This window comes from Curvibacter sp. GW821-FHT01G03 (assembly GCF_059422285.1).
Map to the genome: position 1 here is coordinate 138,725 of NZ_JBWKWP010000002.1, position 14,330 is coordinate 153,054.

The following is a 14,330-nucleotide window of genomic DNA, read 5'->3' on the forward strand; positions in this document are numbered from 1 at the left end:
TGTTTCTCATACGATGCGATCCGGAGCTGGCTCGGGGGGATGCTTTTGTCCTCCAGAGCCGGTCGAGGAGGTGCGTATGAACAAGAAATCCCCCATACAGAAGGCCTTGCGACAGGCGCGAGTTGCGCTGTGGGCCGGCATGGCCTTGCTGGCCAGCGGCGCCCAGGCGCTGCAGATCAGCCAGCTTTCACCCCAGGGCGAGGTGGCCCAGGTGCGCCAGGTGCTGGCGCGCTTTGATGAGCCTGCCGTCACCTTTGGTGACCCGGCTGCGTCGGCCCCCCTGAGCCTGGTCTGTGACGACAGCGCCACCAGCAAGGGCAGCGGACGCTGGCTCAGTGAGCGCGAATGGGCGTTTGATTTCGAGCGCGACCTGCCGCCCGGCGTGGCTTGTGAGCTGCAGGCCCGGGCCGGTTTCACCTCGCCCAAGGGCGTGGCCCTGAGTGGGCGCAACCGCTTCCGCTTCAACACGGGTGGACCGTTTGTGCAGAGCATCCGGCCCGGGAACTATGCGCCCATCGATGAGGGGCAGTTTTTCCTTTTGCAATTCAATGGCCCGGCCACAGCGGCCAGTGTGCAGGCCCGGGTGAGCTGTGAGATGCAAGGCCTGGGTGAGCGCATGCCCGTGAAGCCGCTGGACGCGCCGGATCGCACGGCCTTGTTGCAGGCACTGGGCCTCAGCAAGGCGGCTGCCGCCGAGCCCTTGCGATACCACACGGTGCGTTGCCCGCGCCAGATGGCCTCCGGTTCGACGCTGGATCTGGTCGTCGGTCAAGGCGTGGCCACCCCGGGGGGGGTGCTCAGCAGTCAGGGCAAACGCTGGCGCTACCAGGTGCGTGAAGCCTTCACCGCCAGTTTCAGCTGTGAGCGCGAAAACGCGCAGGCCGCCTGCCTGCCGATCCGGCCCATGACGCTGCGCTTCAATGCGGCGGTGCCGCGGCGCCTGGCCGAGGGGGTGCGTCTGCAGCACGACGGCGGCAGCCTGAGCCCCAGCCTGGACCCGGCCGAGGACGGCGCCGACGGCGCGGTCACCTCACTGAGCTTCAACGGGCTGTTCCCGGAGCGCAAGAATTACCGATTGACCCTGCCCGGTGGCTTTGCCGATGTCTCGGGGCGGCCGCTGAGCAATGCCGCCACCTTTCCGCTGGCGGTGGCCACCGGTGCCATGCCGCCGCTGGCCAAGTTTGCTGCCGCCCCGTTTGGGGTGATCGAGCGCCTCGCCGAGCCCGGCGGCCCGGCCTTGCTGCCGGTCACGCTGCGCCAGGTCGAACCCGCTTTGCAAGTGAAGGGCCTGAGCCCGGGCCAGGTGCGTGATCTGCAGCCGAAGAACGACGCTGACATCATTGCCTGGTACCGCAAGGTGCAGGCCTACGACGCCTTCTGGGTGCCCCGCAGCCGGGCGGCCCGCGACGTGAAGGGCCCCTTGCCCAAAGAGGTCTTGCCCGACACCCGTGGCCAGGTCGAGTCGCGCATGCTGTCGCTGATCGACGGCCTTGCGGGCGTGAAGGCGCTGGACCTGCCCAAGACCGAGGGCCCCGATCCGCGCCCCTTCGAGGTGGTGGGCATTCCGCTGAGCCCGGGCTTCCACGTGGTCGAGATCCAGTCCCGCCGGTTGGGCGAAAAGCTGCTGGCCGAAGGCTATGGGCCTGGGCGCAGCATGGTGGTGCGCACCTCTGCCCTGGTCACCAACCTGGGGGTGCATTTCAAGCTGGGGCGTGAGAACGCCCAGGCCTGGGTCACCACCCTCGACAAAGGCACGGTGGTGGCCGGTGCGCTGGTGCGGGTGTCGGACTGCGCGGGCCGTGAGCTGGCCCAGGGCCGCACCAATGCCCAGGGGCTGATCGACTTTGGCAACCTGGCGCCCAAGCCCCCGGCCTGTCCACAACGCGGCCCCCGCACCCGGGACGGCGAAGAGTCGGATGACGCCGACTACCGCGAGGCCTACTTCGTCAGCGCCCGTGCCAAGGGCCCCGACGGTGTGGAAGACCTGGCCTTTACCTGGAGCGACTGGAACCGGGGCATCGAATCCTGGCGCTTCAATGTGCCCACCAGCCAGGAGGCGAAGGCCGACGTGCGGGCCCACACCGTGTTCGACCGCATGCTGTTGCGGGCCGGCGAGACCGTGGCCATGAAGCATTTCCTGCGCACGGAGACCCGCCAGGGCCTGGGCTTGCCCCCCCAGGGGCCGGCCACCGTGGTCATCACCCATGAGGGCAGTGGCCAGCAGTTCAGCCTGCCGCTGCATTGGCGCCAGACAGCCAGCGGCGGCTTCAGTGCCGAGAGCGAGTTCGCCATTCCCCCCGCGGCCAAGTTGGGGGTCTACAGCGTGAGCCTCAATGGTCAGCCAAGTGGGCAGTTCCGGGTGGAAGAGTTCCGGCTGCCGGTATTGCAAGGCCAGATCGGCCCCGTGGGCAAGGGCCCGCTGGTCCACCTGGACAGCCTGCCCACACAGGTACAGATCAGCTACGTTTCGGGCGGGCCGGCGGCCCAGTTGCCGGTGCGGGTGTCGGCGCTGGTGCGCCCGCACGCCACGGCCTTTGCCGATTACGACGATTTCAGCTTCAACCCGCCGCGCGGGCCCCAGGTGGCCAGCGAGCAGGCGGACGAAGAACAACCCCAAGCCGCCCAGGACCAGCGGGTGGTGGCCGACAAGCTGCCGCTGTTGCTGGATCGCCAGGGCAGTGGGCGATTGACCCTGCCCGAGCTGCCTGCCTCGCGCCAGGCCCAGGACCTGCTGCTGGAGGCGCGCTACGCCGACCCCAACGGCGAGGTGCAGACCCTGCGCAGCCAGCAGGTGCTGTGGCCGGCGGCGGTGGTGCCGGGCCTCAAGACCGAAGGCTGGGTGGCCAGCGGCCAGACCCTGCGCTTCCAGGCCCTGGCACTGAACACGGCCGGCCGGGCCCAGGCCGATGTGCCACTGGAGGTGCGTGCCGTGGCGCGCCGCACCACCACCAGCCGCAAACGCATGGTGGGTGGCTTTTATGCCTATGACAACCAGAGCAGCCGCCAGGAGCTGGGCACGGTATGCAGTGGGCGCAGTGACGGGCGGGGCCTGCTGTTGTGCGAGACCACGCTGCGCGAGGGGGGCGAGATCGAGCTGGTGGTGACCGCCAAGGACGGCCAGGGCCACGAGGCCCAGGCCGCCGGCACGGTGTGGATCACGCGCCAGGGCGAGTTGTGGTTTGGTGGCGACAACCACGACCGCATCGATGTGCTGCCCGAAAAGAAGAGCTACCAGCCCGGCGAGACCGCACGCTTGCAAGTGCGCATGCCCTTCCGCTATGCCACCGCCCTGGTGTCGGTCGAGCGTGAGGGGGTCTTGCACTCCGAGGTGGTGCAGCTCAATGGGCAGGACCCGACGGTGCAGCTCAAAGTGCAGCCGGGCTGGGGCCCGAATGTCTATGTGAGCGTGCTGGCCCTGCGCGGGCGCCTGCGCGAGGTGCCCTGGTACAGCTTTTTCTCCTGGGGCTACAAGGCCCCGCGCGAGTGGTGGACTGCGTTCTGGTTCGAGGGCCGCGAGTACGTGGCCCCTTCGGCCCTGGTCGATCTCAGCAAACCCGCCTTCCGCCTGGGCCTGGCCGAACTGCGGGTGGGCACGGCGGCCCATCGCATCGATGTGAAGGTGAGCACCGACAAGGCCGGCTACGGGGTGCGTGGCCAGGCCCAGGTGACGCTGCGCGCCACGTTGCCGGATGGCCGGCCCGCCGCCAACGCCGAAGTCGCCGTGGCCGTGGTGGACCAGGCCCTGCTGGAGCTGATGCCCAACACCAGCTGGAACGTGCTGGACGCCATGCTGCAGCGTCGCGCCTGGGGGGTGGAGACGTCCACTGCCCAGATGGAGATCGTGGGCCGGCGCCACTACGGCCGCAAGGCGGTGGCGGCGGGCGGCGGTGGGGGGCGCAGCAACACGCGCGAACTGCTGGACACCCTGCTGCTGTGGCAGCCGCGGGTGCAGCTCGATGCGCAGGGCCAGGCCACGCTCAAGGTACCGCTGAACGACGCCATCACCACCTTCCAGGTGGTGGCGGTGGCCGATGCTGGCGCTGGCCTGTTCGGCACTGGCCAGGCGGCGATCCGCGTCACGCAAGACCTGCAGATCATCAGTGGCCTGCCGCCGCTGGTGCGTGAGGACGACCAGTTCCGCGCCCAGTTCACCCTGCGCAACACCACGGCCAAGCCCATGAAGGTGCAGGTCAGCGCACGCGCCACCTTGCTGGCACCGCCGCCTCAGTCCCTGGACATCCCGCCTGGCGAGGCGCGCGAAGTGGCCTGGACGGTGACGGCCCCTGCACAACTGGGCCAGACCCGCGCCCAGGCCCTGCTGTGGGAGATCGAGGTCAAGGACAGCCTCAGCGGCGCCCGAGACGCCTTGAAGGCCAGCCAGCGCCTGATCCCGGTCACCCCGCTCACGGTGCGCCAGGCCACCCTGGTGCAACTCGACGGGCCCTACAGCCTGGACGTGGCCTTGCCGGCCGGGGCCCTGCCGGGCCGCGGCGGCCTCAAGCTGGCCTTGCAGCCACGGCTGGCCGACGGCTTGCCCGGTGTGCGGGACTGGTTTGCGAACTACCCCTTCATCTGCCTGGAGCAGAAGACCAGCAAGGCCGTGGGCCTGCGTGATGCCCGCCTGTGGCAGACCGTGCTGGCCCAGATGCCTGGCTACCTCGACAGCGACGGCCTGGCCAGCTACTTTCCGCCGCGCGATGGCGATGCCCAGCGTGGCAGCGATGTGCTGAGCGCCTACCTGCTGGCAGCCACCGATGAGGCCGCCGGGCTGAACCCCGCCTTTGCGCTGCCCGACGCGCTGCGCGACGCCCTGGCCCGCGGTCTGACCGCCTTTGTCGAGGGGCGCATCAGCCGTGATTTCTGGAGCCCGCGCAAGGACCTGGACATGCGCAAGATCGCCGCCATCGAGGCCTTGTCGCGCTACGGCCTGGCCCCGGCACGGCTGCTGGGCAGCGTGACCGTGGCCCCCAACCAGTGGCCCACCCACACCGTCATCGATTGGTTCAACATCCTGCGTCGCGTGAAAGACATCCCGCAGCGCGAGCAGCGCCTGGCCGAGGCCAGCCAGGTGTTGCGTGCCCGCCTGTCCTACCAGGGCAGCAAGGTGGTGTTCAGCACGGAGGCCGACGATGCCTGGTGGTGGATGATGCAAAACGGCGACGTGAACGCTGCCCGGCTCTTGCTGGCCGTGCAGGACGACCCGGCCTGGAAGGACGATCTAGGGCGTCTGGCCGCCGGCTTCATCGGCCGTCAGCAGAACGGCGCCTGGCGCACCACCACCGCCAATCTGTGGGGCGGCCTGGCGCTGGAGAAGTTCTCGGCCCGATTCGAGACCGCTCCGGTCACCGGCAGCACCCGGGCCAGCCTGGGCCCCGCCAGCGGCAACGTGGACTGGGCCCGGGTCGAACGGGCCAAGCCTGCTGACAGCGCCGGTGCGCCCCACCAGACCACGGCCTTCGGGGCCCCCGCGGCGCCGGGCGGCTGGCGCAACAACACCCTGGAGCTGCCCTGGCCGGCAGAGGGCACCAAGGGCGCCCAGGCTGCGCTGGCGGTCAGCCAGGTGGGCAGCGGCAAGCCCTGGCTCACGGTGCAAGCCCTGGCGGCCGTGCCGCTCAAGGCCCCGGTCAACGCCGGCTACCAGATCCGCAAGACCGTCACGCCCCTGGAGCAGGCCGTCAAAGGCCGTTACAGCCGCGGCGATGTGCTGCGGGTCACGCTGGAGGTGACGGCCAGCGCCGACATGAGCTGGGTGGTGCTGAGCGACCCGGTGCCCGCTGGGGCCACCGTGCTGGGCAGCGGTCTGGGGCGCGATTCCGAGATCGCCACCCAGGGTGAAAGGCGGCAGGGCAATGCCTGGCCGGCCTTTGAAGAGCGCAGCTTCGAGGCCTTCCGCAGCTATTACGAGTACCTGCCCAAGGGCACGATCAAGCTGGACTACACGCTGCGCCTGAACAACGTGGGGCGCTTTGCCCTGCCGCCCAGCCGCGTGGAGGCCCTGTACGCGCCCGAGATGTTTGGCGAGGCTCCGAACGAGGTGCTGAAGGTGGAACCCACCCCATGAGGGGCCTGCTGCGCCGGGCCCTGAGCGGGGTCTTGCTGCTGACCACGACGGCCGCCCTGGCCTTGCCCAGCTTTGAGGAGGTGCGGCAAAGCCATCGCCCCAGCGACCTGCTGGTGCTGGACCGCGACGGTGAGCCCTTGCAGACCGTGCGCACCGACCCCTCGGTGCGCCGGGGCCCCTGGATCGCCCTGGAAGATGTGTCGCCTGCGCTGCGCACGGCCCTGTTGCTCAGCGAAGACAAGCGTTTTTACGAGCACAGCGGGGTGGACTGGCCGGCCGTTTCGGCGGCCGCCTGGGGGCAGCTGTGGCACGGCCGCACCCGCGGGGCCTCCACCGTGACCATGCAACTGGCCGGCCTGCTCGATGGTGATTGGCGGCAGCGCAGCGGTGGGCGCAGCGTGGTGCAGAAGTTGGGGCAGACGGTGGCCGCCCAGGTGCTGGAGCGGCGTTGGCGCAAAGACCAGATCCTGGAGGCCTACCTGAACCTGCTGCCGTTTCGGGGCGAGTTGGTGGGCATCGACGCCCTGTCGCGCACCCTGTTCGGCAAGGCCGCGCAGGGCCTGGACCTGCGCGAAGCCGCCATCGCCACGGCGTTGGTGCGCGCCCCCAATGCGCCCGAGGCCCAGGTGGCCCGCCGCGCCTGCGGTGTGTTGGGGGCGGTGCAGGCAGCGCTCAAGCCAGACAAGCCAGATTGCGAGGCCCTTGACCTGCTGGTGGCCGGGGCCTTGCAGCGCCGCGCGTTGGAGGGCAGCAGCGGCGTGGCCCCGCACTGGGCGCGCCAGGTACTGAAGCGTCTGCCCGCGGGCGGGCGCGGCCTGGCCAGCGTGCGCAGCACCGTGCGGGCCCCCTTGCAGCGCTTTGCGGTGCAGACCCTGCAACGCCATCTGAGCGAGTTGGCTGGCCGCCATGTCGAAGACGGCGCCCTGGTGGTGCTGGACAACGCCAGTGGCGAGATGCTGGCCTGGGTGGGCTCGTCGGGGGCGCTGAGCCGGGCCCGTGAGGTGGACGGTGTGCTGGCTCGGCGCCAGGTGGGCTCCACCCTCAAGCCTTTTCTGTATGCCCAGGCCCTGGCCGAACGGCGTTTGACTGCGGCCTCGCTGCTCGATGATTCGCCGGCCTACATCCCCACGCCGGGCGGGCTGTACATCCCGCAGAACTACGATCACCACTTCAAGGGCTGGGTCTCGGCGCGCAGCGCGCTGGCCGCCTCGCTCAACGTCCCGGCGGTGCGCGTGCTGGCCCTGGTGTCGCCCGATGCGCTGCACCGCCAATTGCGCGCAGCCGGCCTGCCGCTGCGTGAAAGCGGCGATTACTACGGCTACAGCCTGGCCCTGGGCAGCCCGGAACTGCCCCTGCTGGATCTGAGCAATGCCTACCGCACCTTGGCCAACGCGGGCCAGGCCGGCGAGCTGGCATCGCCTGTGCTGCCGGGCTTACCCGTCGCACCCGTCAGCAGGCCCTCGCGCCGCGCGCTGGACCCCGCGGCGGCCTGGCTGGTGGGCGACATCCTGAGCGATCCCAACGCCCGGGCCCGCACCTTCGGTACCGACAGCGTGCTGGCCACCCGCTTCTGGAGCGCGGTCAAGACCGGCACCAGCAAGGACATGCGCGACAACTGGGCTGTGGGCTGGTCGCAGCGCTACACCGTGGGGGTGTGGGTGGGCAATGCCAGCGGCAAGCCCATGCATGATGTCAGCGGCACCACCGGCGCCGCGCCGGTGTGGGCCGAGGTGATGAACTTTCTGCACGCCCGCCAGTCCAGCCTGCCGGCCAAGCCGCCGCCCGGCCTGGTGCAGGTCGAGGTGCGTTTTGCCCAGGTCCGGGCCGAGGGGCGCGACGACGCGGTCTGGGGCGGCTCGTCGGCCTGGCTGGAGGCGCCACGCCGCGAATGGTTTCTGGCCGGCACCGAGCAGGCGGTGTTCCAGGCGCGGGCGCCTTCGGCAGTGGACCGGCCTGCTGGCCACCCGACGGTCTCTGGGCAGACCGCCGAGCGTCGGCGGCGCAGCCCCGCGGCGGCGCTCCCTGTGCTGGAGGCCCGCATTGCCGAGCCGGCCACGGGCACCATCGTGGCCTTGGACCCGGACATTCCGCCGGCCCATCAACGGCTGAACTTTCGTGCCACCGCCGTCGCATCGGCGGACGGCGCCGAAGCCGACCTGCGCTGGCGCCTGGATGACCAGCCCGTTGGGCGGGGCCCGGTGTGGTCCTGGTTGCCCTGGCCCGGACGGCATCGGATGCAACTCACCAATGCACAGGGGCAGGTGCTCGATGAGATCCGGCTGGAAGTACGCGGCGCCGGACTGCGGACGAACCCTGACGCAGTGCGGCCTGCGCGGCCATGAGCACGTGGCCCTTCAGCCCAGGGGCTCAGCCTGGCGTCTCAGCGTTGGGCCCGGCGCTGTCCGCGACGGCTGTGGCGACGGGTGCCGAACAGCAGCAACGTGATCAGTCCGCCCAGGCCAGCCGTGCCCAGGGTCGGCACAGGGGCCAGCGTGCCGTCGCCGTCGGGGGGAGGCGGGTCGCTGAGCAGCGCCAACGGGGTGACGATTCGCGCCGTGGCGCCGTTCAGTTCAAACGTGAGCGCGGGGTTCAGCCCCAGTTCACCAGGCCCCAGCCCGGCCATGCCCTGGCAATGGGCTTGCCCGTCGCTGTCGAGTTGGCACAGACCGTTGGCGAGTGTGGCCGTGGTGTCTTCGGGAACGCCGCTGCAGAGGATGTCGATTGGGGTGCCGCTGCGTGCCGGGTTGGGCTCAGCATGGCAGATCGGGCCAGGCAAGGTCTGAAAGTGGATGGGCTGGCGGGCTTCGCTGCCTTCGACCAGGGCGGTGACGGCATCTGGGGCGGGAATGTCGCCGCCCATCAGCAGTCCTTGGCAGCGCAGGCTGCCATCGGGCTCAGGCGCTGTACAGAGGGCACCGTTCACTGTCAGTGATGCCTGTGGCGGCAAGCCGCTGCACACCAGTTCCACCGGGGTATTCGCAAAGCCCATGTCGGGCACGGCCAGGCAGCTTGCGGGTACCAAAGGGGAGAAAAGCGAAGGCAGGTCGACGCCATGGCCCATCATGTCGCCCGCGTTCCCGCTGCCGTCGGTCTGGCCGATCGTGCCCAGGCAGGTGGCCTGGCCGTCTGTGGTGTCGCCGCAGGTGGCGCCGGGGATGTCCAACTGCCCCACGGCCGGCAGGCCTTGGCAGAGCAGACTCACCGTGTCGCCCGCAAAGCCGCGCGGCGGGCTGGCGCTGCACTGCGGGGCCGTGAAGCGGGCGCTTACAGTGCAGTCGCTGCTCAACACGGCCGTGCTGACCGTGCCCTGGTCGCTGAGGCTGACGGGGCCGCAACGGTCGGCCTCCACGGTGTCGACCAGGTAACCCGGGTCGGGGTTGATCGTCAGCGTGGCCGACGTGCCCATGTGCAGGTCTTGCGAAGCGGGGGTGACCGTGCCACCCGGGCCGGTGGCCAGGCCGATCACCCGGGCCAGCAGGGCAAAGCTGGCGATGTTGCTGGTGGAGATGCCGCCGGTGGCGGGGTCGATCAAGTTTTCGATGAGCCACAGCTTGCCGTTGGGCCCCAAGGTGATGCCCTCACCCTTGCTGCCCCTGAGCACGGGGTATTCTGTGATGCGCCCCAGCGGGGTGATGCGGCCGATCACGTTGGTCCCGTAGGGATTGCCGGTCACGTACCAGAGGTTGCCGTCCGGGCCCACAGTGATCGAGCGAGGGTGGGTGGTCGGCGTGGTGAAGAACTGCGAACTGCCGTCGACCGGGTTGATGCGCCCGATCTGCTGCGCCGCGGGCACGGTGAACCACACCTGCCCGTCGGGGCCCATTGTGAGCCCGCCGGGGTAGGAATAGGGGTCGGGCAGGGGGTACGACACGCTGTTGCCCGTGTCGGGGTCGAGGTGGATGATCCGGGCCGTGCCGCCATCGGCAATCCAAAACTGGCCATCCGGTCCAAGGACGATGGATCCATAGAGGCCGAAGTAGGAACTGCTGGCGATGGGGTAAGCCGTCATGCTGCCATCGGGCGCGATGCGGGCTACGCCCCCTTGCATCACCACCCACATGTGACCATCGGGGCCTGCCGTGATCCCGCTGGCCCCGCCATACTGCCCCCAGATGGAGGAGGGGGCCATGAAAGCGGTCTGCGTGCCGTCGGGCGCCACCCGGATCACGGAGGCGTCCCAGACGGTGACCCAGATGTTGCCGTCGGCGTCTGAACCGAGCCGGGACGGAACGGCGCCCCAGGACGCGGTCTCGTGCGTGGCGCGGATGTCCCCATCGAGGCTCATCTGCACCACGCTGGTCTTGTTCTGCATCGCCTGGTCCTGGGTGAACCACATGTGGCCGTCGGGCCCCGCAACGATCTGCCGGGGCAGGGTGTCGGGCCCCAGGGGATAGCGCGTGAGACCGATGATCTGGGCCGAGGCCCAGCTTGAGCACAGGCACAGCATCCCGATCAGGCCCAGGCCAGCCCGGTGCCGGAGCGTGCGGGCGTGCGAGGGGGGGCCGCGCTTGCGAAAGTGGGGAAGGGGGCGGATGTGGTCAGCGACCACGGACCTGAAGGCGGTGGTGCGCGGGGTCGGGAGCATGATGACGGCTTTATTTGATTTATAAAATGATATTTTTTATCAATTTAATGATAAAAAATGAAACAAATCAGATTCAAAACCGCTCGTGTGTAAGTTTTCTTGTCGCCGAGGCCGGTTTACGGTCCCTTGGGGCCCGCGGCTGTGCCGCTCAAATCGCCTACCATCAGCGCCTCACAAAAAAATGACGCATTGCACACATGGATCGATTTCAGAGCATGGCCGTCTTTGTTGCCACGGTGGAGACCGGCAGCATGGCGGCCGCTGCAAGAGCCCTTGAGCTCCAGCCGGCCTTGATCGGCCAACAGATCCAGTCTTTGGAAGAACAACTGGGCACGCCCCTGTTCGAGCGCCATGGCCGTTGGCAGCGCCTGACCGCGGCGGGCGCTGCCTACCACCAGCAATGCCGCAGCATCCTCGAAATGGTTCGGGGTGCCGAGGCTGGCTTGCAGGCCACGGCCCGGCAGGCCAGCGGGTCATTGCGCGTGCACGCTCCGGTGCTGTTCGGCACCCGTGACCTGGCGCCGGCCCTGGCCGGCTTCCTGCAGGCCTATCCCAAGGTACAGCTGTCGCTGGTGTTGGACGATCGTGCCGCCAATCCGGTGGACGATGACTTTGATCTGGTCTTTCACCGTGGCGAGCCCCTGGACCATTCGCGTATCGAATGCTTACCTCTGAGTGAGCAGGTACTCAGCATGGTGGCTTCACCGGTTTATCTGGAACGCCAGGGCTGCCCCGAGCGTGCCGAGGAACTGGTGCGGCATCAATGCCTGGGCTTCCTGACCTCCGATGAGCTGAGCGAAGACGAACGGGATGACGCGCACTTGTCCGAGGCACCGGCCTGCTGGCAGGAGGACGAGGACGAGGACTGGGATGGCCCCTTCAGTGGGCACGAAGACTGTTTCGAGACAGAGGCCGATGCCGATGCCGATGTAGAGGCCCCCTTGGCGCCGCGTGTGGTGGTGCAGGCCAACAATGCGCTGGCCCTGCATGCACTGGCTCTCCACGGGGCAGGCATTGCGGTGCTGCCGCAGGCCCTGGTGGCCGATGACCTGGCGGCAGGGCGCCTGGTGGCCGTGCTGCCCGGCCTGAACCTGGGGGTGGAGCCGCTGGGTCTGCTGCTGCGTTGCGACGAAACCGAGTCGCCGGCCCTGGCCGCGCTGGTGGATTGGGCGCTGGAGCGTTTTGGGCCCCAGGCGGCGGCCGCCGCACCCGCCTCGGCTGCTGCACCCGCAGCGCTGCCGCTTGCCGCTTCTGCGGCTCCGCCGGAGGCCGTGCCCGAAGAACACGTCGCCGACGAGCTGCGCTGCGGCGCGGCGTGCCAGTGTCAAGGCGCTGACAGCGTGGCCTGAGGGCCTCGGTCAGGCCGTGGCTGGCACCGGTGCCTTGGCGCCCGGTGCGCGCAGGGTGAGTGTCAGCAGCACCCCCGAGGCCAGCCAACTCAGGATCACGAAGTACAGGCTGTGGGTCATGCCTCCGGACTGCGTGTTGAGGTAGGCCATCACACTGGGGCTGGCGGCCGGGCCCAGGTTGCCCAGGCTGCTGATCAGCGCGATGCCGCCAGCGGCCACTGATTTGGGCAGGTACTCGGTCACGCTGGTGAAGAACAGCGGCGTGGCGCCGGCGATGCCGATGTAGCTGACCGCCATCACCGACATCTTGAGCAGGGGCGAGCCCTCCACCAGGGTGCTCAGGCCGACCCCCAGCATGGCCAGCGCGATGCAGAAGGCATAGTGCCAGCGCCTTTCGCCGTGGCGGTCGCTGTGCCCGCCGATCACGATCATGCCGACCAGGCCCAGCAGGTTGGGCAGCCCGGTGTACCAACCGATCTCCACGAGGTCTTGCACGCCCCAGGAGCGGATCAGCGAGGGGGCCATGAAGGTCAGGCCCATGGTGCTGGCCAGCAGGCAGGTGTAGGCGAGCGACAGCAGGTAAATGCGCGGGTCGGCCAACATGTGGCGCAGCGAGCCGTGCGCGGCGCTGCCCACGGTGCTGGACGAGCGGGCCATGGCCTCACGCACACAGCGCTTTTCAGCCTCGCTGAGCCAGGGCGCCTGCTCGGGTGTGTCGCGCAGCACCACAAAGGCCACCACCCCGAGCACCGCGGCGGGCAGGCCCTCGACCAGGAACAGCCATTGCCAGCCAGCCAGTCCGCCGTGTCCGTTGAGGTATTTCATGATGGCGCCGCTCAAGGGGCCGGCGCTGAGGGCGGCCAGCGTGGTCGCGCACATGAAGATCGCGATCATGCGTGCGCGGCGGTCGGCCGGATACCAGTAGGTGAGGTACAGGATGATGCCGGGAAAGAAGCCGGCCTCGAATGCCCCCAGCAGAAAACGCGCCACGTAGAACTGGGTTGGCGTGCTGACAAAGGCCATGGCCGCGGCCACCACGCCCCAGCACACCATGATGCGCAGCAGGGTCTTGCGGGCGCCGATCTTTTCGAGAATCAGGTTGCTGGGCACCTCGAACAGCAGGTAGCCGATGAAGAAGATGCCGGCGCCCAGGCCGTACACCGCATCGCTGAAGTCGAGGGTCTGCCGCATCTGCAACTGGGCATAGCCGATGTTGATGCGGTCGAGGTAGGCCACGGCATAGCAGATCAGCAGCAGCGGCATGAGTCGCCAATTGATTTTTCGGAACACCGCCTGGGTGAAGGCCGCTGTGGCGGCTGGAAGCTCGGCAGCGGGGGCTGAGCCTGTCAAGGGAGGCCGGTTGGGGGCAGGGGTCATGCTTGTCTCCTTGTTGTGATGTCGTCGCGGCGCGGCCCCCGGCCCAACATCGGGGCCGTGCGGGCGAGGCGCCGCCTAGCATCACGGGAGCGGTGCAGACGGGTCTGTAAGTGTTTGCAAGCCGCTGTCGCGGGCTTGTCAGCCGCCGTTGGGCGACGAGTGGCGATGACTTTGATGATCGGTTGATGATCAGTGTTAGACGGTATTCACTGAGCCGATCATCGGCATCTAGGCACCGTATGTGCTCGTTCTGGGGCTTGAAAGGGCAGGGCTCAAGCCCCTTTGAATCAGACAGCCGGTGGGGCCTCCTGGCGCCGGGTAGCGATCAGCGAGTGCACGTCGGTGGCCGGCAGGCGAGGGCGCTGGGCCTCGGGTTCCGTCAGAGGGCTGACCTCGACCATCGAGGCCAGGCAGCGGCGGGTCAAGGCCTGGTAGGTGCGCGTGCCTTCGAGCTTCCAGGCGATCTCTTCGTCACGCAAGGGGCGCAGGGCCTTGGCTGGCACACCTGCCATCAGGGTGCGCGCAGGCACCTTGGTGCCAGCCGGCACGAAGGCACTGGCCGCCACGATGGATTGTTCGCCGATCTCGGCCTCGTCCATCACCACCGCGTTCATGCCCACCAGGGCGTCGCGTCGCACCACACAGCTGTGCAGCACGGCACCGTGGCCGATGTGGCCGTTTTCCTCGACGACAGTGTCCTGATTGGGAAAGCCATGGACCACGCAGGTGTCCTGGACGTTGGCGCCGCGGTGCAACACGATGCGCCCGAAGTCACCACGCAACGCGGCACAGGGCCCCACATAGCAGTCGGGGCCCACGATCACATCGCCGATCAGTACGGCCGTGGGGTGCACATAGGCACTGGGGTGGATGACAGGGACAACACCGTCGATCGCGTAGCAGGGCATGAAAGGGTCTCCTTGGAATCTGGGCGGTTCGTCTGGGCAGGGCCTAGGGT

The 14,330-nt window shown here is 68.8% G+C and carries 6 protein-coding genes; 3 read left to right on the forward strand and 3 right to left on the reverse strand.

Translation table 11 applies throughout. The features are described 5' to 3' along the window. The first annotated feature begins 76 nt into the window (after positions 1–76). Together AC07VS_RS02835 and pbpC are read left to right on the forward strand one after the other, a co-directional pair. On the forward strand, positions 77–6,061 hold the full coding sequence (locus tag AC07VS_RS02835; protein WP_494750187.1) for an alpha-2-macroglobulin family protein: 5,985 nt from the start codon (positions 77–79) through the stop codon (positions 6,059–6,061). Beyond that, the gene (pbpC, locus tag AC07VS_RS02840) at positions 6,058–8,403 is read left to right on the forward strand and encodes a penicillin-binding protein 1C (protein WP_494750188.1); all 2,346 of its coding nucleotides are present in this window, start codon (positions 6,058–6,060) and stop codon (positions 8,401–8,403) included. The genes AC07VS_RS02835 and pbpC overlap by 4 nt, the downstream gene beginning before the upstream one ends. A gap of 38 nt (positions 8,404–8,441) precedes the next feature. Here the strand turns inward: pbpC and AC07VS_RS02845 are convergent, their stop codons facing one another. After that, positions 8,442–10,646 (reverse strand): virginiamycin B lyase family protein, encoded by a 2,205-nt coding sequence (locus AC07VS_RS02845; protein WP_494750189.1) that lies wholly within the window; start codon positions 10,644–10,646, stop codon positions 8,442–8,444. A 215-nt stretch (positions 10,647–10,861) separates the two neighbouring features. On the opposite strand from AC07VS_RS02845, the gene AC07VS_RS02850 reads away from it, so the two are divergent. After that, on the forward strand, positions 10,862–11,995 hold the full coding sequence (locus AC07VS_RS02850) for a LysR family transcriptional regulator (RefSeq protein WP_494750190.1): 1,134 nt from the start codon (positions 10,862–10,864) through the stop codon (positions 11,993–11,995). 9 nt (positions 11,996–12,004) lie between these two features. On the opposite strand, the gene AC07VS_RS02855 is transcribed toward AC07VS_RS02850, so the two are convergent. Next, on the reverse strand, positions 12,005–13,372 hold the full coding sequence (locus AC07VS_RS02855) for an MFS transporter (RefSeq protein WP_494750191.1): 1,368 nt from the start codon (positions 13,370–13,372) through the stop codon (positions 12,005–12,007). 287 nt (positions 13,373–13,659) lie between these two features. Continuing rightward, the gene (locus AC07VS_RS02860; RefSeq protein WP_492346763.1) at positions 13,660–14,280 is read right to left on the reverse strand and encodes a phenylacetic acid degradation protein PaaY; all 621 of its coding nucleotides are present in this window, start codon (positions 14,278–14,280) and stop codon (positions 13,660–13,662) included. Positions 14,281–14,330: the final 50 nt, after the last annotated feature.

What these genes read in the sequence shown, in the direction of transcription:
- AC07VS_RS02845 (WP_494750189.1), bottom strand. Translation starts at nt 10,646, where the DNA reads ATGCTCCCGACCCCGCGCACCACCGCCTTCAGGTCCGTGGTCGCTGAC.
- AC07VS_RS02850 (WP_494750190.1), top strand. Translation starts at nt 10,862, where the DNA reads ATGGCCGTCTTTGTTGCCACGGTGGAGACCGGCAGCATGGCGGCCGCT.
- AC07VS_RS02855 (WP_494750191.1), bottom strand. Translation starts at nt 13,372, where the DNA reads ATGACCCCTGCCCCCAACCGGCCTCCCTTGACAGGCTCAGCCCCCGCT.
- AC07VS_RS02835 (WP_494750187.1), top strand. Translation starts at nt 77, where the DNA reads ATGAACAAGAAATCCCCCATACAGAAGGCCTTGCGACAGGCGCGAGTT.
- AC07VS_RS02860 (WP_492346763.1), bottom strand. Translation starts at nt 14,280, where the DNA reads ATGCCCTGCTACGCGATCGACGGTGTTGTCCCTGTCATCCACCCCAGT.
- pbpC (WP_494750188.1), top strand. Translation starts at nt 6,058, where the DNA reads ATGAGGGGCCTGCTGCGCCGGGCCCTGAGCGGGGTCTTGCTGCTGACC.